The 21,689-nt window shown below is 55.7% G+C and carries 17 protein-coding genes, 7 pseudogenes and 1 other annotated feature; of the genes and pseudogenes, 15 read left to right on the forward strand and 9 right to left on the reverse strand.

Going from position 1 to position 21,689, the window contains the following annotated elements; all coding sequences use genetic code 11:
- Window positions 1-72: 72 nt before the first annotated feature.
- Window positions 73-684: a TetR/AcrR family transcriptional regulator gene (locus CHN51_RS07195; protein ID WP_164089022.1), complete on the forward strand. Its 612-nt coding sequence runs from the start codon at window positions 73-75 to the stop codon at window positions 682-684.
- A 1-nt stretch (window position 685) separates the two neighbouring features.
- On the opposite strand, the pseudogene CHN51_RS19520 reads toward CHN51_RS07195, so the two are convergent.
- The 3 genes and pseudogenes from CHN51_RS19520 to CHN51_RS07205 all read right to left on the reverse strand — a co-directional run.
- Window positions 686-754 (reverse strand): annotated as a pseudogene (locus CHN51_RS19520) (transposase); the annotation flags it as partial.
- Window positions 755-789: 35 nt separating this feature from the next.
- On the reverse strand, window positions 790-3,033 hold the full coding sequence (locus CHN51_RS07200) for an EAL domain-containing protein (RefSeq protein ID WP_164089024.1): 2,244 nt from the start codon (window positions 3,031-3,033) through the stop codon (window positions 790-792).
- 314 nt (window positions 3,034-3,347) lie between these two features.
- Window positions 3,348-3,644 (reverse strand): annotated as a pseudogene (locus tag CHN51_RS07205) (helix-turn-helix domain-containing protein); the annotation flags it as partial.
- Window positions 3,645-3,674: 30 nt separating this feature from the next.
- On the opposite strand from CHN51_RS07205, the gene CHN51_RS07210 reads away from it, so the two are divergent.
- The 3 genes and pseudogenes from CHN51_RS07210 to CHN51_RS07220 form a co-directional block, all read left to right on the forward strand.
- Window positions 3,675-4,379 carry an IS110 family transposase gene (locus CHN51_RS07210; protein WP_164089026.1) on the forward strand — a complete coding sequence of 235 codons (705 nt, stop codon included), beginning with the start codon at window positions 3,675-3,677 and terminating at the stop codon, window positions 4,377-4,379.
- A 193-nt stretch (window positions 4,380-4,572) separates the two neighbouring features.
- Complete coding sequence (locus tag CHN51_RS07215) at window positions 4,573-5,142, forward strand: fasciclin domain-containing protein (protein ID WP_100093416.1); 570 nt, start codon at window positions 4,573-4,575, stop codon at window positions 5,140-5,142.
- A 143-nt stretch (window positions 5,143-5,285) separates the two neighbouring features.
- Window positions 5,286-5,630: pseudogene (locus CHN51_RS07220) on the forward strand (transposase); the annotation flags it as partial.
- Between the two features lie 245 nt (window positions 5,631-5,875).
- On the opposite strand, the gene CHN51_RS07225 reads toward CHN51_RS07220, so the two are convergent.
- Complete coding sequence (locus CHN51_RS07225; protein ID WP_100092283.1) at window positions 5,876-6,916, reverse strand: IS110 family transposase; 1,041 nt, start codon at window positions 6,914-6,916, stop codon at window positions 5,876-5,878.
- Window positions 6,917-6,980: 64 nt separating this feature from the next.
- On the opposite strand from CHN51_RS07225, the pseudogene CHN51_RS07230 reads away from it, so the two are divergent.
- Window positions 6,981-7,847: pseudogene (locus CHN51_RS07230) on the forward strand (IS3 family transposase); the annotation flags it as partial.
- Between the two features lie 366 nt (window positions 7,848-8,213).
- Here the strand turns inward: CHN51_RS07230 and CHN51_RS07235 are convergent.
- The gene (locus tag CHN51_RS07235) at window positions 8,214-8,501 is read right to left on the reverse strand and encodes a DUF1330 domain-containing protein (RefSeq protein ID WP_100093417.1); all 288 of its coding nucleotides are present in this window, start codon (window positions 8,499-8,501) and stop codon (window positions 8,214-8,216) included.
- A 503-nt stretch (window positions 8,502-9,004) separates the two neighbouring features.
- Between CHN51_RS07235 and CHN51_RS20145 the strand changes: the two genes are divergently transcribed.
- The 3 genes from CHN51_RS20145 to tnpA all read left to right on the forward strand — a co-directional run bounded on the left by CHN51_RS20145 (window position 9,005) and on the right by tnpA (window position 10,192).
- On the forward strand, window positions 9,005-9,193 hold the full coding sequence (locus tag CHN51_RS20145; protein WP_240616899.1) for a hypothetical protein: 189 nt from the start codon (window positions 9,005-9,007) through the stop codon (window positions 9,191-9,193).
- A gap of 84 nt (window positions 9,194-9,277) precedes the next feature.
- Window positions 9,278-9,820, forward strand: coding sequence for an IclR family transcriptional regulator C-terminal domain-containing protein (locus CHN51_RS07240; protein WP_240616900.1), 543 nt, complete (start codon window positions 9,278-9,280; stop codon window positions 9,818-9,820).
- Between the two features lie 132 nt (window positions 9,821-9,952).
- Window positions 9,953-10,192, forward strand: coding sequence for an IS200/IS605 family transposase (gene tnpA / locus CHN51_RS07245; protein ID WP_240616901.1), 240 nt, complete (start codon window positions 9,953-9,955; stop codon window positions 10,190-10,192).
- Between the two features lie 313 nt (window positions 10,193-10,505).
- On the opposite strand, the pseudogene CHN51_RS07250 reads toward tnpA, so the two are convergent.
- Window positions 10,506-11,770, reverse strand: a pseudogene (locus CHN51_RS07250) (IS3 family transposase).
- Window positions 11,337-11,489, reverse strand: a sequence feature (AL1L pseudoknot). It overlaps the preceding pseudogene by 153 nt.
- 59 nt (window positions 11,771-11,829) lie before the next feature.
- Here CHN51_RS07250 and CHN51_RS07255 point away from each other — a divergent pair.
- The 6 genes and pseudogenes from CHN51_RS07255 to CHN51_RS07270 all read left to right on the forward strand — a co-directional run.
- Window positions 11,830-12,033, forward strand: a pseudogene (locus tag CHN51_RS07255) (IS481 family transposase); the annotation flags it as partial.
- Window positions 12,034-12,256: 223 nt separating this feature from the next.
- Complete coding sequence (locus CHN51_RS20150; RefSeq protein WP_240616902.1) at window positions 12,257-12,658, forward strand: LLM class flavin-dependent oxidoreductase; 402 nt, start codon at window positions 12,257-12,259, stop codon at window positions 12,656-12,658.
- Between the two features lie 175 nt (window positions 12,659-12,833).
- Window positions 12,834-13,580 carry a transposase gene (locus CHN51_RS07265; protein WP_240616903.1) on the forward strand — a complete coding sequence of 249 codons (747 nt, stop codon included), beginning with the start codon at window positions 12,834-12,836 and terminating at the stop codon, window positions 13,578-13,580.
- A pseudogene (locus CHN51_RS20155) lies at window positions 13,517-13,911 on the forward strand (transposase). Before CHN51_RS07265 ends, CHN51_RS20155 begins: the two are co-directional and overlap by 64 nt.
- 156 nt (window positions 13,912-14,067) lie before the next feature.
- Window positions 14,068-14,277, forward strand: coding sequence for a hypothetical protein (locus tag CHN51_RS19525; RefSeq protein WP_123906269.1), 210 nt, complete (start codon window positions 14,068-14,070; stop codon window positions 14,275-14,277).
- A 249-nt stretch (window positions 14,278-14,526) separates the two neighbouring features.
- Window positions 14,527-16,740: a TonB-dependent receptor gene (locus tag CHN51_RS07270; protein WP_240616904.1), complete on the forward strand. Its 2,214-nt coding sequence runs from the start codon at window positions 14,527-14,529 to the stop codon at window positions 16,738-16,740.
- Window positions 16,741-17,009: 269 nt separating this feature from the next.
- Here the strand turns inward: CHN51_RS07270 and CHN51_RS07275 are convergent, their stop codons facing one another.
- The 3 genes from CHN51_RS07275 to CHN51_RS07285 form a co-directional block, all read right to left on the reverse strand.
- The gene (locus CHN51_RS07275; protein WP_100093418.1) at window positions 17,010-17,201 is read right to left on the reverse strand and encodes a hypothetical protein; all 192 of its coding nucleotides are present in this window, start codon (window positions 17,199-17,201) and stop codon (window positions 17,010-17,012) included.
- Window positions 17,202-17,326: 125 nt separating this feature from the next.
- A complete protein-coding gene (locus CHN51_RS07280; RefSeq protein ID WP_100093419.1) occupies window positions 17,327-19,216 on the reverse strand; it encodes an AMP-binding protein in 1,890 nt (629 codons plus the stop codon).
- A gap of 42 nt (window positions 19,217-19,258) precedes the next feature.
- Entirely contained in the window at window positions 19,259-20,179 is a 921-nt protein-coding gene (locus CHN51_RS07285; RefSeq protein WP_100093420.1) for a DMT family transporter, read from the reverse strand.
- 124 nt (window positions 20,180-20,303) lie between these two features.
- Here CHN51_RS07285 and CHN51_RS07290 point away from each other — a divergent pair, with 124 nt between their 5' ends.
- Window positions 20,304-21,668 carry an aromatic ring-hydroxylating dioxygenase subunit alpha gene (locus tag CHN51_RS07290; RefSeq protein ID WP_100093421.1) on the forward strand — a complete coding sequence of 455 codons (1,365 nt, stop codon included), beginning with the start codon at window positions 20,304-20,306 and terminating at the stop codon, window positions 21,666-21,668.
- The last annotated feature ends 21 nt before the right edge of the window (window positions 21,669-21,689 follow it).

Below are 21,689 nucleotides of genomic sequence, written 5' to 3' on the forward strand. Positions count from 1 at the left end.
TTTATGATGACCGGCACATAATAATCCCAGATTTAAGCGGTGATGTCGGCCTTCAATCAGGAGCCTAATATATTGAAATACAAACACGATTTGGGAAAAAGGCGCCTGAAGCCGGACGAGAGGCGCAAACAGTTGACACTCTGCGCGCTTAAAGCCTTTGCGGAAAATGGTGTCGCTCGTGCCACTCATTCTCACGTCGCGAAGCTGGCCGGAGTTGCGATACCGACCGTGCATTCCTATTTTAGATCACGTGAGGATCTTGAGTCAGCGGTGCTCTGCGAAGTTGAAAACTACCTGATCAAACTCGTCACTGATTCGCTAAGTGGAAAAAAATCCGTGGAAGAAGCGCTTACCACGCTGGCAATGCGGTTTGCCAACGACGCGACCACGAAATCTGATATCATTAAGGTTTGGTTAGACTGGAGCACCGGAGTTCGCGCGGGCGTATGGCCCCGATATCTTGCGTTGTTGGACAAGTTACACGCGATAACTCGGCCGGTCTTTCTGCGTGGCAAACGTGAAGGTATACTGAGCGAAAATCTCAATGTGAAAGCAGCAACCCGATTGTTCATAGGCGGCGGACATACTCTCGCGCTGATGCAGTTTGCCAAAGTCCCCAGCCGGGATCTAGCGATTTACATGGATCAATTTATACAGAGCTTGATGAACATCGGAAAGCCTTGATCAACCGACAAAACCAGCGATACGCAAGATTGAGATGAACTTCCTCGGAGAGTCTTCGTTCCGAACGGATGTGGTTCTTCAGTGCGACCATTTATTGTGTCGGCTCTAAGCGACCTTCCTTTTGCTCATTGCTTCGCTCGGTAGATTCGGAAACTGCATCAACTTGATATGGCAGGCGCTTTGGGCCGGGCTGATCAGAAAGCCCTGGCCCAGGTTGCAGCCGAGTTGTATCAGGAGATTGCGTTGCTCTTCCGTCTCGACGCCTTCCGCTATGACCTCGATGCCAAGATTGCTGGCCATGTTGATCAGCGCCTGGACGATCAGCCTCGACTGGTGCTCGGCGGTGATCGACTTGATGAAGCTCTTGTCTATTTTGACCGCGTCTATGGGGAAATCCCTGAGATGCGACAGCGATGAAAAGCCTGTTCCGAAATCGTCCAGCGCGATGCGCATTCCCGCTGCGCTCAGTTCGGAGAGAACATTCTGCACTGTGGTTGTATCATTGACCATCAGCATGGTTTCGGTAACCTCGAGCGTGATTTTCGCGGGACTGATTTTGACCTCATTCAACCTCGACAATAAATTGTCCGCAAAATCGCGGCTCAACAGGTCCGCTTCGGTTGCATTGATGCTGACAAATTGCAGATCTGGCTGGGACTGCTCGATTTCTGCCAGTTCCCTGTACACGCTGGACAACATGCGCTCGCCAATCTCGCGAGACAGGATCGGATCCAGGATTGCCGGCAGAACCTGCGATGCGGTAATCTGCTCGCCGTTCGAGACGCTCAATCGCATCAGCGCTTCCAGTCCGACCAACCGGCTTGTCCTGAGATCTATAATGGGCTGGTAGCCGGCGAAGATGCGGTCACGATCCAGAGCTTCCCGGACTTTCGCGATCGCCGCTTGCCGGTGATGGTTCGCTTGCTCCAGTTCGGGTACATATGCGTGTACGCGTCCGGGTTCGCGCTCTTTTCCGTGATAAAGCGCCAGATCAGCCTTGCGAATAATCTCTCTGGCGATGGATCGCTCGTCGATCTCGACCAGACCGCACGTCGCGCTGACTCCCATCTTGCGTCCTGAAATTTCGAACTGACGTTCCACGCTGACAAGTATTTCATCACCGAGCTGCTTCGCCGCCTGCAAGTCAATGTCCGGCGCAGTCAGGATCACAAATTCATCGCCACCCCATCTTGCGACAATCGCCCCGTGGGGAAGCGCGTCCACTATGCGGGAGCTGATCTTCTCCAGAAAAACATCGCCGATCAAATGTCCGAACGTATCGTTGATGTCCTTGAAGCCATCCAGATCAAGCATCAGCAAGAAGGCGTTCGAACCGGTCTTCTTGAGCTTCCCAAGCGTGTTCTGCAGAAAGCGATCCAGGGCATTGCGATTGTAGAGATCGGTCAGGGCATCGCGGTCCGCGGCGCGCTGCAGGGCGAGGCGCGTGTGATGGGATTCCGTTATATCCTGGATGATCCCCACCAGGCGCGCAGGACTTTGTTGGTCTGCCTCCAGATATTCGCCCATGGCCTTCACCCGCTTGAACGTACCGTTCGCCGCGTTCAAGCCTGTTTCAAATTCAAAGGAGTCCTTATGCTTTTTTCCATTTTCGATCGCCTCTGTTGCTCCTTGCAGATCTTCCTGAGCGCAGTAGAGAACTGCTTCTTCAATAGAAGTTGGTACATTTTCCGGAGAACCAAAAATCGCAAATGCTTCGTCCGACCAGGTCAGTTCACGAGTCTCCTCGTTCCACTCCCATGAACCAATTTTTGCAATTTTCTCCGCCTGCTTGAATATCCCATTGGCTCGGTTGAGCCGGCTGCTTCGCGCATCCAGCTGGGAGTTCAGATAGGAGGTGACGGAAGCCTGAGAGTGCGCTCTTATCAGATCTTCAATGGTCGCTGCGAGGATTTCCAGCTTGAGGATGTGGTCATCGTCGAAACGGCCTGCGCGCTGATCCGCAATGCACAGGGTACCGATCATTGTTCCGTCGGGACTATTGATGGGTGCGCCGAGATAGGAACGGATCGCCGGTGCATGACGGATGAGCGGATTATCGGAGAATCGCTGGTCTGCCAACGCATCGGGCACGAGCATACTGCATCCAGCCTCAATTGCATGGTTACAGAAGCAATGTTCGCGCGGCGTTTCGCGGACATCCACACCGACCGAGGACAGGAACCACTGGCGGTGCTCATCAACCAGCGAAATGAGAGAGATGGAGCAATCGAAAATATCTGCACATAGTTCGGTAATACGATCAAAGGAAGCCTGACGGGGAGTGTCCAGGATATGAAGCTGGTGCAACGATTCTACCCGCTGGAAATCTTCCCGATTGATCGGCTTCATGTCTGCGGCCCTCTTCATAAACCAATGCGACTTTTAAGCGCGAATATCGCTTTCGAATTTGCCGAGCGCCATTTCTCTGTGGCCAAACAATGAAACGCTGGCCACCGTTCTATTTGCATCGTTCAAGGGAAAAACGCTCTAGGAAGAATTAATTAACTTTCCATTAAATTACCGTCATGTATCGGCTCGACAATCCATCCGTGTCGTCATCGCGCAACATAATCGTCGAGCACCGTCGACAGATAGCGCAGGCGGCGCACGATGCGGGGCATCATGCCAAAGCCGAGACAGCCCCAGCCAATGATTCTGAATTAGGTAAAATCGGTCTGCCGCATCTCGTTCGCCCGCGTAGTCTGGGTATGGAAGTGATTGGCAGCCTTGATCACGACATAGGCAGGGCTGGTAATTAGATCATGGGCTTTCAGTAAGCGGTATACCGTCGCCTCCGATACGAAGTAGCGCTTCTCATCGGTGAAGCGCACGGCCAGCTCCCGCGGGCTCAGCTCGGACTGCTCCAGCGCCAGTTCGATGATCTGTTCATGGATGTTTGCTGGGATCCGGTTCCACACCCGGCTCGGGACAGATGGCCGGTCAGCCAGCGCTTCAGGCCCACTTTCCAGCTACTGGTCCAGATCAACCCCTTGCGGGCCAGGCGTTTTGCCCAGGCTACAGGAACACTTGCCAAAACCGACCGGATCGATGCCGGGGTCCTTGCCCGCATGGCGGCCACGTTCCAGCCTGATGTCCGGCCTATCAAAAGCCCGGAACTGGCTGGGTTGGCCGAGCTCATGAACGGCCGCGATGGCTTGGTCAGGGATCGTACCGCCCTCAAGAACCGCGAGAAGAACCTGCTGCTGCCGCTGCTCAAACGCCAGGTAAAGGCACGTCTCGAGCAAATCGCACGGCACATCAATGCCATCGATATACAGGCGCAGGCGCTTATCGCTGCAGATCTCGCGCTTGCGCGCAAGCGCGAAATTATCGCCAGCATCAAAGGCCTGGGACCAATCACGGCCGCACAGTTGATCGCTACCATGCCTGAGCTGGGCTCACTGGAAAATAAACAGGCAGCTGCCCTTGCCGGGCTCGCTCCAATTACCCGGCAATCAGGCCAATGGGCCGGCAAGGCACCCATCCATGCAGGCAGAGCCAATGTCCGCCGGTCGCTCTACATGCCCACCCTTGTCGCTGCTCGCTTCAATCTCGACATCAAGGCAAAATACTTTCATCTCATCAGCATCGGAAAGCTGGCAAAGGTCGCCATCACTGCCGTCATGCGAAAGCTCATCGTCATGGCAAACGCACTACTCAAAGCCAACCGGCTATGGAAGGAATCTATGGCTTGACCATCACGGATACTTGTGTTTGGCGTCATCCACTAGGATGGATAGGCAAGGAATTCACCGACAGGCGGAGCCCTTTTTTTAGATTTTTGTGGGTTTACTTTTCCCTGCGGGCCGGAGTACCTCGCGCCAACGAATTTCATCATCGTTTGACCGCAAGATGCGGCGAACGGATTGATCCGAAGAAAGGAAATTCATGTTTAACACCCCCAAAATTATTCTGGCATCGACCCTGTTGGCGATGGTACCGGCATGCTCGTCGGAACTGAGCAAAGAGGAACAGGAAATCCTCGACGCGCGAATCGCCGAAGACACGAAGCCGACCAATATGATCGCCGTTCTGCAAGACGATCCCGATCTCAGCACCGCGAGCATTTTGGTCGGTTTGTCCGGTGTTGGCGCTGAATTGCAAGATAATGGTCCGTTCACCGCATTTGCCGCAACCAATGATGCGTTCAACAAAATGGATGCGAAGCGGCTGAGCGAGCTGCTGTCGGTGGATAACAAGGAAGAGCTGGAGACCATCGCGAAATTTGGTCTGGTCAAAGGCAGCATGACCTCCGCAGATATCGGAAAGGCCATTGCCGGTGGCGGTGGCAGCGCGAGCATCACCACCGTGCAAGGTGGCGTGATCAAGGCGACCATGGACGGTGATACGATCATTCTCCAAGATGGTGCCGGCAACAAGGCGAATGTGACCCAAGCGGATGTGAAGTCCAGTAATGGAACGCTACATGTAGTCGACAATCTGCTGATGCCGGAATAAGTCGGCGACGGAATAGACAAGGAAGGCCCTGCGCGATTGCGGGGCCTTTTTTGTTGCTGTTCCCCGTGAGCATTCAATAGACAGACTGGCTGCATAAAATAAGTAAGTGTTTTGGTTTCATCGTAGTGACGAAGGAACGAAGCATGAAACCAAAACACTCCAGCGCAAAAAAGCCCGCAGAGCGGGTGGTCAAGGACATACGCCGTGCGACCCGCCAGCATTTCTCTGCCGAAGACAAGATACGCATCGTGATCGACGGCCTGCGCGGTGATGACAGCATTGCCGAGCTGTGCCGCAGGGAGGGCATCGCCCAAAGCCTGTATTACACCTGGTCGAAGGAGTTCATGGAAGCGGGCAAGCGCCGACTTGCTGGCGACACGGCGCGTGCTGCCACATCGGATGAGGTCAAAGACCTGCGCCGTGAAGCTGGCGCGTTGAAGGAATGCGTTGCTGATCTGACATTGGAAAACCGTCTCCTCAAAAAACGTATGGCCCGCCTCTTTGCAATAGTAGATTTTTTGATAGCAATCGCACGGTCTGCGTAAACGTATGCGGCATATCGATCATCTGATCGTCGCCAAGATGGATATTCGCGCGGCCCGGTCCTCATAAGCATGTCGGCTTCGAAGAGCCATTTTTTTAACCAGGTGTCCGGTCCGCCGATCAACCGTTCGGCCATCTCACTTTCCACTCGCAAAAGCGTATCTCTCGATAGATTGTAACTCCTTGATATTTATGCCACAGATTTGGCGGGCGCATTCCGATATGCTTCTTGGTGACGCAAGGTTGCCCACGCGATACGCACCAGTTTGTTGGCAAGCGCTACAACTGCAGTGTTGCGGTGAGACCGGGCAAGCAGCCCGCGCAACCAAAAGCCCAATTGGGTCTCGCTTTTCGCCAGCCACGGTAAAGCAGCTCGCGCACCGTGGATAAACAGTGTTCGCAAATAGATGTTACCCCGCCTGCTTATGCCCAGAAGCTTAGGCTTGCCGCCGGTGGTTCGTTGTTTTGGAACGAGGCCAAGCCATGCGCTAAGATCACGGGCACGCGTAAAAGAACTGGCATTGCCAATCGCTGCAACCAGTGCTGTTGCTGTCAACGGTCCGATACCCGGAACAGAAGTCAGGCGCTGAGTATCCGGATCTGACCGGACACATTGAGCAAACTCACGGTCCAGAATGGCAATACGGCCATCGAGTTCTCTCCATTCATCTCGCATATCCGCTATTAGTTCGAATATTCTTTGACTGATGCCGGTAGCCGGTTCGCCCAGCATCGCATCAATCGCCAGCTCAAGCTTGCGCCTGCCTTGCGGAAATCTGAGCCCCCGCTCTAACAGAATGGCTCGCATCTGATTTATTAGCATCGTGCGTGTACCCACAAGCCGTGAACGCGAACGGTGCAGCGTCTGCATGTCGAGCTGTTCGGCGCTCTTAAGTTCAACAAAGCGCATTGTCGGGCGCGAAGCAGCTTCAGCAATAGCTTCGGCATCGCGTTCATCGTTCTTCTGAGCTTTAACATATGGCCGCACGTATTCCGGCGACATCAGTCGGATCTCGTGTCCTTGCCGGGCAATTAAACGGCCCAGATGATGAGCACCGCAACAGGCCTCCATTGCAACGATGCATGTTGAGAGTCGCTCTGTAAATTTTGGAATCGTATCGGGCCGCATGCGCTTGCGGAATATTAACTGTCCGCTGATATCGAAACCGGCGAGGCTGCAAATGTTCTTGCCTAGATCCACGCCCAAAACAGCAATGTTAGTGTTGTTCATGACAATCTCCTCATTTTGTACCTCAGCCCATAATGACAGCTTCGTTTGAGGCGGGCCATTCCATAAGCATGATCGCGGAAGGGGACGACGACGCATGAGATATTTGGAATCGGAGAAGCTTGAGATCATCAGGATCGTCGAGCAATCGCATCTGTCAGCGCGCAAGACGCTGGATAAGCTGGGCATCCCGCGCCGAACCTTTTACCGCTGGTATGATCGGTATCTGGAAGGCGGGCCTGAAGCGCTTGCGGACCGGCCATCACGCCCAAGCCGGGTGTGGAACCGTATCCCAAAGAAGATACATGACCAGATCATTGATCTGGCACTGGAACGCAGCGAACTGTCACCGCGTGAACTGGCGGTGACGTTCACCGACGAACAACGCTACTTCGTGTCAGAAGCCACGGTGTACAGGCTTCTGAAGGCCCATGATCTGATCACCAGCCCCGCCTATGTCGTGATCAAGGCTGCTGATCGCTTCCACACACCGACCGTGCGCCCCAACGAGATGTGGCAGACAGATTTTACCTACTTCAAGATCATTGGCTGGGGGTGGATGTATCTGTCCACCGTGCTGGACGATTACTCGCGCTACATCATCGCCTGGAAGCTTTGCAGCACCATGCGGGCCGAGGATGTCACCGACACGCTGGACATGGCGCTGGAAGCCTCGGGATGTGATTCTGCCCATGTAAAGCATAAACCGCGACTGCTGTCTGACAATGGCCCCAGCTACATCGCAGGTGAACTGGCTGAATATATAGAAGCGCAAAAGATGAGTCATGTCCGCGGCGCACCCTTCCATCCGCAAACACAGGGCAAGATCGAACGCTGGCATCAAACCTTGAAGAACCGCATCCTGCTGGAAAACTACTTCCTGCCAGGGGACCTAAAAGCCCAGATCGAGGCGTTCGTCGAGCATTACAATCACTAGCGCTATCACGAAAGCCTAGATGCCGTAATGGGTCGGCGTCTAGGTAGGGCAGACAAACTGCCTCCCTCAGTGACCCAGGCGACCCCCTGCCCATGCTCACGCCAGCGAAATTACTGCTGCCGCCACGAACGATGCGTGCTTTGGCAGAATGCCTTTCATTTCTCTTCCCCTTACCGTTTAGACCATTCTCATGGCCGCACGTGCCTTTGGATGTCACGGATGACTTTGTCGCGTTCGGATGTCGGCTTTATATTCGTTTCTGCTTGGTCGGCTCCCTGGCCGGTTGTCCGGGAGCCGGGTTCTTTCCTCTCGGTTGGTCCAGCGCCTGCAGACAGCGCCTGCTATCGCGGCAAGACCGCAGAACTAGGGTCCCTCAAGGATAAACGCCGTGCTGGAGGAGGCTGAAAGCCTCATGGGGGCCAGTTTCTGATATTCGTCGGACCGATACCAGTCCTGAGCCTGCTTGAGGGTTTTAAACCGGATTATGACCGCCCCGTTTGGAGGCGATCCTTCCAGTGATTCGGCCACAGCCGGCCCGGCCATGAAAGAAACGCCCTGCTCCGCAAGGAGTTCTCTTGCCTGCTCCTTATACTGGTTCATCAGCGTCGGATCCGAAATCGCACCTGTCACAACTAAGACGTAAGCCGCCATATCATTCTCTCCTTGTCGAAGGGTTCGGCCGGATTGTCATCTATGCCGTTCGTGATGATCGAAGCTTACCATAGCAATTGGACCTTAAAGGCGGACATGCCGCTGAGGTCATATATCTTCTACTAAAATTAATTGGCGTCAACTGCTAGAAGAGAATATTTTATCCAATAGCCTGGGACTGCCACGCCTAAACTTGTGTTTGCTATGATTGATGACCCTGCCATCGCTCACGCCATCTCCCAGCGAGTAAAGGGCACCTGATCATTGGCGCGGCCGATCTCGAGCAGTACCGATTAAGCCGGACCCAACGAAGATCGTAGCGCGGCAATCCGGGCCTAAGTGTTTGGTCGCAGCATTTGATTGTGTGTTCCGGAACGACCTCCGCAACGCTGCCTCTTGCTTAAGCCGTGCTCATGCGTAACAATTTTGCTCGACTTTATTCCCAGTTTGGGGAAAGTGGGAGAAGTCACTCACTACAGCCACAAATGTCAAATTGGAAAATCATGGATTACGAGACAAAAAAAATAATTGAAGCCTCGAAAAAAGGATTTGAGGAAAATAATAATCCAAGAAAATCAATTCAATCGGTCGAAATCGGGGTACGAGTTCTGTTGGCTTTGGTGAAGACCGGTGAAGGGGAGGGGGCCTATCTCCGGGAGGTTTCTGACAATTCGGGTCTGTCTCGCAGCTAGGCCCATCGCTATTTGCTCTCTTTTGTCAACACCGGGGTGGTCGCACAAGACCAAAAGACCGGACGATATTCTTTGGGGAGCCTCATGGTACGCTTGGGTTTGGCGGCGATAGCACGGCTCGACTCTGTACGGATAGCTACCGAGCATTTGGAAAGTGTTCTGGTAGAGATGAAAACCACAGGCTTGCTGTCCGTGTGGGGAGATTACGGGCCAACGGTCATTCGCTGGATTGATGGCGGAATGCCGCTGTTCACCTCGTTGCACACAGGATCGGTCTTACCATTGCAGACGTCATCGACCGGAATTCTCTTCCTAGCTCATTGTTCCCGTGAACAGACTAGGGAGCGGATCGAAAAAGAGCGTGCTGAGGGGATTGTCGTCGATGACGTCGAACTTGCCGCCCTGATTGACGAGGCAAGGCGGATTGGTTTCGCGCGTAGCTACGGGGCCGTCGTGCCGGGCTTATCGGCGGCGTCAGTGCCAGTCCTGGATTCGCAAGATCGCTTGGTCGCGACGATGAGTGTCCTGGCCCGTTCAGAACAGAAGGCGTTTTTCAGCAAGGCCAAGATTGAGAGGATGATCGAAGTAGCGCAGAGCGCAAGTAGAGCGATCGGCTGGCGGGGCTAGGTGTTTAGTGTCTCACCTTTGGAGTAAACCCACCAGCTTATAGCTGGTAGAAGGCTTCAGCCGTTATTGTTTGCTCAGCACTATCCTCCAGAAAATGACTGGCTCGCAGGCGAAGTCATTTTCTGGAGGATAGTGCTTCTGCCATATTCACGCGGCAGCCACACGGCTTTTCATCATAGTTATCGCATTGTCTGGGCACCCAAATATCGCTTCAAGGTGCTGCATGGTGAGGTACGATTGCGAGTGCGCGAGATTATCCGGCAGGTTTGCAGCGAGCTGGGCGTGACCATCATCCATGGTGCTCTGTCGCGCGATCATGTCCATATGTTCGTCGAGATACCGCCCCATGTGTGGACGGCTCTCCGTTGGTGAGGGTTTGACTGGTGCGTTTGCATTGCTGGTTGGAGCGGCCATGTGTCCGACCTGTGTATGCGGCACATATTGCCGCTGGCCCTAATGCCATTCGCGCGAAGCGGGTCCCGATCAATTGCACGCACTCGAAGTGCTGGGGCGGTCTGAGTTTTCCCGTTTCGGCGGTTTTAACCGGCTTTTTGCATCAACTCCTGTCTCTCCTTTCCAACCTCTTTAGCGCGCCCTACTCAGCGCTGCTTATATCATGTCGCAACCGGATTGCGATAGTGTTCTCTGAACCGCCCCGGGATTGCCGGAGGCCATTTGGTTTAAGTTAAGCGGCCATGTCGGTTTCGTCCAGCATGGCGTAGTAGTTTTTCTCAGCTTCCACGGGCGGGATATTGCCGATGGGTTCCAGCAGCCGTTTATTGTTGAACCAGTTCACCCATTCCAGTGTGGCATATTCGACAGCTTCGAATGACCGCCATGGTCCGCGCCGGTGGATCACTTCCGCCTTGTAAAGACCATTAATCGTCTCGGCCAAAGCATTGTCATAGCTGTCGCCGACGCTGCCGACCGATGGTTCGATGCCTGCCTCGGCCAAGCGTTCAGTATAATTGATCGATACAAATTGGCTGCCACGGCCACTGTGATGGATTAGGCCGCCGCGATGCTTGGGCCGCCGATCATGTAAAGCCTGTTCCAATGCATCCAGAACAAAGCTGGCGTAAGCGGTTCTACTGACCCGCCAGCCAACGATATATCGGGCGTAAACGTCAATCACGAATGCGACATATACGAAGCCTTTCCAGGTCGCGACGTAGGTGAAGTCCGATACCCACAGCATATTGGGCGAAGGGGCATGGAACTGGCGGTTTACATGCTCGACCGGACACGGCGCTGCATGATCGCTGACCGTCGTTCGCACAGGCTTTCCGCGTATCACCCCTTGAAGGCCCATATTGCGCATCAACCGTTCGATGGTGCAGCGGGCAATGTCGAAGCCTTCGCGGTTCATCTGCCGCCAGACCTTGCGAATACCATATACCCCGAAGTTCTCGGCAAATACGCGCGCGATCTCCGGCTTCAACACCATATCACGCTTAGCGCGATCCGACAGCCGCGAGGGATCCCGGCGCTTGGCGAGATGACTGTGATAGGTCGACGGGGCAATTGGCAGAACTTTGCAAATTGGCTCGACCCCATAGTCTTCGCGGTTATCATCGATAAACGCGACCATTTGCGAAACGGGCGGTCGAGCGCTCAGGCATCGCTTGAAGCGGTGCCGCTTCTGCCTTCGCCCTGAGCAAAATATGCCGATGCCTTACGTAAAATCTCGTTGGCTTGACGAAGCTCCCGGTTCTCACGTTCCAAAGCTTTCAGCTTGTCGGCCATCTCCGTTGGAACACCGGCGCGATGGCCACTGTCGACCTCTGCACGCTTTACCCATTCATGCAACGTCGGTGGTGAACAGCCGATCTTCTGAGAAATGGACACTACCGCTGCCCAGCGCGATGGATAATCCTGTCTGTGATCCAGCACCATGCGGGTAGCACGGGTGCGAACCTCCGGTGAAAACTTGTTCGTGGTCTTGCTCATAATAGCTCCTTCTACTCAAGAGTTGGAGCCTCCGGCAATCCCGGGGCGGTTCAATCCGCTACTTCCATATCGATATTTCCGAACTGCGCCATGAAGGCGGCAAAGGCTTTCTGTTCGTCGCTGTGGATCGCACCTCAAAGCCGGGGTTCGCCCAAATCTACCGCAAGGCGACCAAGCTGGCTGCTGCTGCCGTTCTGCGGGTTCTGGTTAAGATAGTGCCCTACAAAATCCACACAATCCTCACCGGTAATGGCGTGCAATTTACCGACCGCTACCAAAGCGACGGTCGTGGCTGTTGGTCCAGGGGTGATAGGGTTTGGTGAGCCGGTGCTCGATACCATTTTGAAGAACCCTAACATGTCACGCGCCGGATTGCTTCGCTCGATCATCTCAGCGGTGGGCGGGCTGGAACGTCGTGACCACAGCTAACCCCGACAATGCGAAGAATTTCGGTAATGAGGTGCAGCCGGAACATGGGGCCCTTATTTGCGCGCCCGCGAATTCTACTATGTGGTGACCGGACTGTGGGACAGCTTTGCCGAGGATGCCGTCGTTTGGGACGCGGAGAGCGGAATCTATTTCGACCTTGACCGGATGCATGTGCTCGATCACAAAGGACCGCATTTTTCGGTTCGCGGTTCGCTTAACATTGCTCGCCCGGTCCAGGGATGGCCGGTCATTTTCCAGGCCGGGACCGCGGAAGCGGGGCGTCTGCTCGCCGCTGAAACGGCCGAGGTTGTCTTTGCAGCAGAATCGCATCTCGTTGGTGGCAAGCGCTTCTATGCCGATGTGACGGGACGGATGGCGCAGGTCGGGCGAGATCCAGATCATCTGAAAATTCTGCCCGCAGCATTCGTCGTCGTCGGCGAAACGGTCGAACAGGCCTAGGCCAAGCGCGCCCATCTCGACGGTCTGGTCCATTACCAAAGCGGCATTCAATCGCTCTGTGGCATGCTCGGGTTCGACGTGTCGGGTTTTGATCCCGATGGCCAGCTGGGCACCTCCAAAAACCTCTCGCATTTTAGTGCGTGATCTGATTCATTGTTTTGATGAGGAGGCGGTGATGAAGCATGCAGGTTTGTTTGGATTATCGGATCATTTGAAGCGGCTGTCGGCGAACGGCGATCCGCTGGAGGAACTGGGTCGGATTGTTGACTTTGAAGCGTTTCGTCCGATCCTGGACAATGCGCTTGGCTATTCGGATGACACGAAGGGCGGCCGTCCGCCCTATGATCCGGTGGCGATGTTCAAGATACTGATCCTGGCCGCGCAGAATAATGTAGCTGATGCCCGCATGGAATATCTGATCCGTGACCGGTTGAGTTGGCTGCGTTTCCTGGGCTTTGATCTTGGCGCTCCTACATCTGATGCCAATACGATCCGGATCTTTCGTGAACGGCTGACCGAGACGAAGGCCATTACACTGCTGTTTGAAGCGTTTGACAACAGGCTTCGCAGCAATGGCTATCTCGCCATGGGCGGGCAGATTGTAGACGCGGCCCTCGTTGCGGCTCCCAAGCAGCGCAACACTGGGGCCGAAAAGGACGCGATCAAGGCGGGAAAAACAGCCGACGAGGTCTGGCGTGACGAGTCCGCCAAGGCAGCACAAAGAGATACAGATGCACGCTGGACCGTGAAGTTTGCCAAGGCGCGCGTACCACTGCAGGCGGTAAGCCCCAGATCGACATTGCGATCCCCAGCTTTGGCTACAAGAACCACATTGCCATTGATCAGCGCTTTGGCTTTATCCGCAAATCGGTCGTCACGCACGGTGCGCGTCATGCCGGATCGCAGTTGCGTGAAGTGGTGACGAGGAACAACACGGCATCGGACGTCTGGGCGGATACGGCCTATCGCTCAAAGAAAATGAGGACTGGCTTGAAGCGCATGGCCGCGTGAGCCGCATCCACCGCAAGAAACCCAGAGGCAAAGCAATGCCGGACCGCACACGCAAAGCGAACAGTGTCAAATCGAAGGTCCGGGCATTCGTCGAACATGTCTTCGCGCAGCAAAAGACGCATATGGGGCTTTATATCCGCACCATCGGAATCAAGCGTGCTGAAACCAAGATCATGCTCGTTAATCTCGCCTATAACATGCAGCGCCTGATCTTCCACGAGCGACGGGCGGCCACAGGATAGGTGCGTCCAAAATCCAGGATCGGAAGCCAAAACAGGCGAATATGGATCAAATATTAGCCGGACAGGCGTGCCGGGCATCATGCCGACGTGAAACATGGCTCCAAAACGTCAAATCATTAGGTTGATGGAGGTGCCCAGCTTGTGCCAGGATCGGGGATGACCGGGAACTCACGCGTCAAGTACTTCATTACAAAAGGCACCAAGACACCGAATGCGATGGTCCAGCGCCAAAAAACCAATGAGACCGGCGAATTCATCCTCGCCGCATGCGCAACAACAGGATTGAGCGCGCCAAAAAACGAAGCCGCAAACATCAGCGTGGGCGGACTATCCCAGCATCGAGCGGTTACACGGCGCGACCGGTGATCCGAGAAACCGCCCCAAATTTTCCTTGCTCTCTCGCCAATCCGATCGTCCATTGTAAAAAACTGTTGCACATAGTGCATCGCGTTCTCTAAGGAGATTTACTTGGTGAGGTAAGCATCGCGATTCGCAGTGCGAACTCTATGGTGGCAAGTCCGGGACGTCATGTGCGCTCGCTTGTTTGTTGAAGAGATCATTTGAACAAGCTGAAGCCCGAAACAAACGCTCAGCAAATTAGGGGGGAGAAATGTCGTGAAGATAGGATTTGATCGCATACGCTTGGTATTGTTTGCAGGGGTTTGCTCGGTAGCACTTTGCTCGCCTTCGGTCTCCTTGGCGCAGGAAGCGGCACAGGATACGGCGGAAGGTCAAGCAACTGAGCCTCAGCCGAACTCGACGCAACAGCAAAAATCTGGCTCGGCGTTCGAGGAAATCGTAGTTACCGCCACCAGACGCGAGGCGCGTCTTCAGGACGTCCCGGTCGCAGTTACCGCGATTACCGGTGATAATCTGGCGGCGGCAGACGTTTCGACCGTCCGCACCCTGACACAAGTCGTTCCCGGTTTCGTCGGTAGCCGCAACATGGGCGTTTTCCAGCCGGTCATTCGCGGCGTTGGATCGACTGGCATCTCGATCGGCGACGAGCCGAACATTGCGATATATGTGGACGGTGTCTATCAGCCGGAATCGGCAGCGAATTGGGTGGACTTGGTGGAAGTCGAGCGGGTCGAGGTCTTGCGTGGCCCGCAGGGCACCACCTTCGGACGCAATGCCACCGGCGGTCTCATCAACGTCATAACGCCTGACCCGAGCTTCAATTTTCGTGGCAAGGCGTCACTGCGTGTCGGCCGGATGCGCAACGACGCTGGCGACTATGATGCCCGCTTTTACGTTACGGGGCCGATCAGCGAAAGTGCGGCCTTCGACATCGCGGGTCTCTTCCGCAAGAATGATGGCTACATCAAGGACCTCGTTCGCGGGGGGGCCTTGGGCGATCAGCGCGTGATCGATATCCGCAGCAAACTCCTGCTGAACCCGGCAGACAGTATCAAGGTCGTTCTGACGGGCGAATTCTTCGACCAGGAAAGCACAACCAATTCCCCCCAGCCGATTGACGGTAATACACTTGGACGAGAATTCCCCGGGGTCATTCTGCCCAGTGACGCGTGGGAAGCGTCGCTAACCCGCATTCCAGTACTTGACCTGCGTCGATGGACTGCTGCTCTTCACGTCTCGATCGATCTGGGAAGCGTAAATCTTGAGTCAACCAGCGGGTTCCTCAACCTTCGCTGGTACCAGGAGACCGACTCCGATGCCTCGAACACCGACATAGGAAATTTCCCGGCAACCTTCGCCACTGAATCGGGCAGCTCCGAACTCAAGTTGAGCTCAACCGACCCCGGTCCGTTTCAATGGCTCCTCGGCGGATATTTCTACCAATTCGGCGGCCACTCGGACCTTAGCCCACTTTCGACGACCACTCCGCCCAGTCCCTTGGTAGGCCCGCGCCTCCAGCCCGAACTGGCGGGTCGCTCTTTCGCCGGTTTCGGCGAGGGAACTTATGAGTTGGCGAGCGGCTTCTTCGTAACGCTCGGTGGACGCTACACGACCGAGAAGCGCAGCTTTACGCAAGTAGTGAATGGGACAACGGTTGTAAACGACGTCAGCAGAACATTCAACAAGTTCAACTACAAAGTCGGCGCTCGCTACGAGGTTGCTCCACGTACAAATGTTTATGCCAATCACAGCACGGCGTTCAAGAGCGGCGTATACAATATGGCTGCGATATTGAGTACTCCGGTTCTTCCTGAAGAAATCACTGCTTATGAAGTTGGCTTGAAATCCGATCCCTTGCCATGGCTGCGCATGAACCTGGCGGGATACTATTACGAGTATAAAAACCTGCAACTCCAAGCTCGTGCTGCGAACAGCCCCGCGTATATCCTCCAGAATGCCGCCAACGCCGAGATTTACGGCGGAGAGCTGGAAACCTTCATTTCTCCGTTCGACGGCCTCAAGCTTCGTGCTGCCGTCGCCTACATGCATGCCCGGTATCAGGATTTCACAGCGGCGCAAGGCTTCATTCCGCGACCGACTGGCGGCAACACCGTCATCACGGTCGATGCCTCGGACAAGGTGATGACTCGTGCGCCGGAGTGGTCGGGCAACCTCGGAGCGGATTATACGACTGCGTTGGGCGGAGGGACGTTCGGAGCAGGCGCGAATATTTCATGGAGTTCGCGTGTGTATTATGACTTCCTAAATAATTTCTCGCAGCCTTCCTACACGCTGACCAACGCCTCGATTTTCTGGACCCCCGACAGCGGGGCCTGGAAGGCGAGCGTATGGGTGACGAATCTGACCAACGAAAAGGTTCTGCAGACAATTCGGCCGGGGACTTTCAGTACAGATGGGTTCTACGAACAGCCGCGCAAGATCGGCGTTTCGTTCGAGGTTAGGTTCTGACACTGGCGGCCAAGTGGGAAGATTAACCGGCTGACGCGATTGAGCGACTTCGATCGTGGTAAGGTCTCGATAAAGTTGGACACTGGGCGGAATCGGAGGGGAGAGTGAGCGGGGCCGAACCGATCCACTCTTCGACTTTGGTGCATTGGTACAGCCAGCGCGTGGTCGTACGCGCAGTTGAAAACTAATGGCCTGTCAATTTCTTAGGTTCTGGGCACGCGCTTTTTGCGCAAGGCGGCCACGGTGAAATAGGCCAATCCGACCCAGATTCACCCGAACGCAAACAAGTGAAGAAGGCCGCAGAGCGGGTCCAAAGGAGCATTCTTGCGGATCAGGTCGGCGGTGCTGAACGATACTGCCAGAACCATCCCGATCCACAAGCTGCTGCCGCCTTTCCCAAAGGCGAGCGCCACCACGCCAAGCGCAGCAAGGCCGACGGAAAGTGTCTGAAGCCGCGTCAATCCTCCTTGAATCACAACCTCAAATCTGTGCCATAGGCGCTGACGGCGCGCACCCGGCTTGCCGCGCTACGATCTTCAGTGCTTCCGGTTTGATGGAGACTGCTCGAGACCGGCCGCGCCAATGATCAGGTGCCGTTTACTCGCAAGGCGATAGCATGGGGGATGGTGGCGTCATCGATCGTTGGCGGCAGACTAAAAGGTTCGTGATCGACGATCTTGCGCAGAAGGTTGCGGAGAATCTTTCCAGATCGGGTCTTCGGTAACTGCTCGACCACATACACGGTCTTCAATGTCGCGACTGCGCCCAGTTCGGCGCGCACGGCCTTGATGACAAGTTCGGCAATCGCGAGTTCATCCGCTGTGCCTGCTCGCGCCGTTACGAATGCAACAGGAACCATGCCCTTGACCAAATCCTTCGCACCGACCAACGCGCATTCGGAAACATCGGCAAGGCGTGCCACAATCTCTTCCATCTGTCCGGTTGAAAGGCGGTGACCTGCGACATTGATGATGTCATCGGTCCGGCCCATGATATGAAGAAAACCGGCGCTGTCGCGATAGCCGGAATCGCCCGTTTCGTAATAGCCCGGGAAACTGGCGAAGTTTTTCCGATAGGCAGCCTCGTTGTTCCACAGCGTCCGGAAGGCACCAGGCGGCAGGGGCGTCCGAATAACGACGTTGCCGCTTTCGCCTTCGTCTACCGCGCGCCCATCGTCGTCGAGGATAGCAAATTCGTAGCCTGGCACCGCTAGCCCCGCGCTGCCCGGCTTGCGCCGCAAATCGCCCATCGCGAAACATGAGGCGATGGCAGGCCAGCCCAGTTCGGTCTGCCACCAGTGATCGATCACCGGCAGCCCGCTTTCCCGTTCAAGCCAGTCAATGGTTGCAGGATCGGCGCGTTCACCGGCAAGGAAGATAGCGCGGCAATCGCCCGTGCCGATCTCCTTCAGGAACTTTGCTTCGGGATCTTCCTTGCGGATTGCCCGGATCGCAGTGGGTGCGGTGAAAAAGGTCTTGACCTTGTTGCGTGTAATCGTCCGCCAGAAGGTGCCCGCATCGGGCGTGCCAACCGGTTTTCCCTCGAATAGAACGGAGGTTCCGCCGACCAGCAAGGGCCCATAGACGATATAACTGTGGCCCACGACCCAGCCAACGTCCGATGCAGCCCAGAAGGCGTCGCCCGAGCTTATGCCATAGATATTCGTCAGGGACCACGAAAGCGCGACAGCATGACCCCCATTGTCGCGCACGACGCCCTTGGGAATTCCGGTAGTTCCCGAGGTGTAGAGGATATAGAGCGGTTCCCACGAAGCGAGCGGCACACAGGCTGGCATTGCGTCGCTTGTGGTGCGGTCGCGCAGTTCCTGCCAGTCACTATCCCGCTCATGACCAAGGTCCGCCGCCAGGCGCTCGCGCTGCAGAAGGACGACATGTTCAACGCCGTGCAACGAAAGTTCGACCGCCTCATCGACCAATGGTTTGTAGGCAATGACCCTCGCCCCCTCGATCCCGCACGAAGCGGTAAGGATAACTTTGGGTTTCGCATCATCAATCCGCTTGGCTAGCTCCGGTGCGGCGAATCCGCCGAAAACCACCGAATGGATCGCACCCAGACGCGCGCAAGCCAGCATGGCGAAGGCCGTCTCGGGCACCATCGGCATGAAGATGACGACCCGGTCGCCCTTCGACACGCCCAGGCTGGCAAGCATCGCCGCCACCCGTCCCGTTTCCTCCAGCAGCTGTGAATAGGTGAAGCTGCGATAAGAGCCTGTCGCGGGGCTGTCGTAGTTCAGTGCAACTGCGTCGCCGCGGCCGGCCAGGACATGCCTGTCCACGCAGTTGTGGCAGGTGTTGAGAATCCCGTCAGAAAACCAGCCCTTGTCTTCGTCATAGGCCAGCCGGGGCTCGGAAAACCAGTCGATCGCCTGCGCGGCGTTCGCCCAGAAGCCTTCAGGGTCTTCGGCAGCGTGACGAAACGCATCGGCATAGGACTGATTGTGTTGTTTTTTGGTCATGGCTTTAAGCGTCCTGGGTTGCGGATTCGGAGGGTCGCGGGGCTATCGACGTGAAATGGCGATCGCGGCGATGATCATGATCGCGCCCACAAAATGATATGAAGATAGATATTCACCAAGGAGCGGTATGGCGAGTCCGACCCCGAACACCGTCGGCAAGTTCATATAGACCCCTGCGCGAACCGATCCGATCAGCACTACCGAACGGTTGAACAGGCCATAGGCGGCAAGCGAGGGAAATATCCCGACATACAGAACGGCAGCCACCACTTCGGCCGGCGGCAACGACAGGCCCTTGCTGGCCAGCATGGTGAAGTAGGGTATTGCCAGCGATGCTGCGCCGATCGCGAAAAGGACGGCGAGCAAGGTAAGGTGATGTACGGTCGGCGCCTTGCGCAGGAAGGTGGCGTAGGCCGAATAAAGGAATACAGCTGTCACGGCGAGCAAATCCCCGCGGTTGAGTGCGCTCCATTGCAGGGCGAACGGATGCCCTTTAGTCACGATCCATATGACCCCTACAAATGACAATCCAGCGCTGAGCGCAAGAAGTGGCCGCAACCGCTCCCCAAACACAACCGCTGGTATCACCATCGTCATTATCGGCATGATGGCTTGCAGCATCAGACTGTTGGTTGCAGTAGTGTACTGAAGCGCCGAATAGACGAGATAGCTGAACAGCCCCACACCAAAAAGACCGAGCAGCACGAGCCCCGGCCAGGACTCGCGCAGGGCCTGGCTGTCGGCCTTGATATATCGCCAGGCGAAAGGCAGCAAGAACAGGAAAGCAACCACCCATCTCCAGAATGCAAGCGACAGGGGAGAGATCAGGTCGCGCGCTGCCCGGCCGACAATCGGGTTCAACGCCCAGAAGAAGGACGCCAGGCAGAGCAGCAAGGTGGGCGAGTTCCAGATCGCTGGCCCCGCACCGCGCCAGCCGGCGAGATGCCTAACAAACGCGTTCAAAATCCTGCGCCTTGTTGGACAAAAGCTGCTTGCAGAACAGTTCTTTTTTGCATATGGTGCATCACGTTGCCTATAATGACTGGGCCTAATTGGTGCAAGCCAAATGAGCTTTACGGAGAGAATTATGACCGGAGACCCCCGCCTTGTCGACACAATCGAATCGAGTCAGTCGCGCGAGATTTTCTGGGATAAGGACGTGTACGATCTTGAGCTGGAGCGGATTTTTGGGCGCGCGTGGCTATTTCTGGGCCACGAGTCGCTCCTCCCCAAGCCCGGCGATTTTATCACCACCTATATGGCCGAAGACAAGGTCATCCTGTCGCATCAGCCCGATGGATCATTCCGGGCGTTCATCAATTCGTGCACCCACCGCGGCAACCAGATTTGCCATGCCGACAGCGGCAATGCCAAGGCGTTCGTCTGCAACTACCACGGCTGGGTATACGGGCAGGACGGTAGTCTCGTCGATGTCCCACTCGAATCGCGGTGCTACCACGACCAGCTCGACAAATCGCGGCTAGCCGCTAAACCCGTCCGGGTGGAGACCTACAAGGGTTTCATTTTCGGCTGCGGTGATGCGGACGCGCCAAGCTTGGAGGAATATCTGGGCGAATTCCGCTGGTACCTTGACACGATTTGGGAGGGTGCCGGAGGCGGGCTGGAATTGCTGGGACCTCCAATGAAAAGCATTTTGGCTTGCAATTGGAAAGTGCCGACTGAGAACTTCGTCGGCGATGGCTACCATGTTGGCTGGACCCATGCCGGCGCATTGGCCGGGATCGGCGGCGAACTGGCCGGTCTGGCGGGCAATCGCGCGGACATCCCGTTCGAAGATCTCGGCCTCCAGTTCACGACCCGCCACGGGCACGGTTTCGGAGTGATTGATAATGCCGCCCCTGCGATCCACGTCAAGCGAGAGGGTTGGGCAAAGTACCTTGCCGAAACGCGAGCTGAAGTGGGCCGGAAGTTTGGGCCTGAACGTGAGCGACTTTATGTCGGCCACTGGAACTGCTCGATCTTCCCGAGCTGCTCCTTCCTTTACGGTACCAATACGTTCAAGGTCTGGCATCCACGCGGCCCGCACGAGATTGAGGTATGGACCTACACGATGGTGCCACGCGACGCTGACCCAGAAACCAAGAGCACTATCCAGCGTGAAGCCACTCGAAGTTTCGGGACGGCCGGGACGCTGGAAAGTGATGATGGCGAGAACATGTCGTCGGCTACCCATGTCAACCGCGGAAACATAACCCGCGACGGTCGAATGGACTCCAGCATGGGTGCTGGCTTCGAAGGGCCGCATCCGGTTTATCCGGGGATCGTTGGATCCAGTTTCATCGGAGAAACATCCCATCGCGGTTTCTATCGTTTCTGGAAGGAAATGCTGGATGCACCCGATTGGACGGCGGTGAAGGCAAACGACAACACCTGGGATTCGGTTTTCACCAATCGCGAATATTGGACCGATAAGCTCGACGCGGTCGAGTAGTAGAGACACTTCTACACGAAA

The sequence above is a fragment of the Sphingorhabdus sp. YGSMI21 genome (genome assembly GCF_002776575.1).
Classification (GTDB): domain Bacteria; phylum Pseudomonadota; class Alphaproteobacteria; order Sphingomonadales; family Sphingomonadaceae; genus Parasphingorhabdus.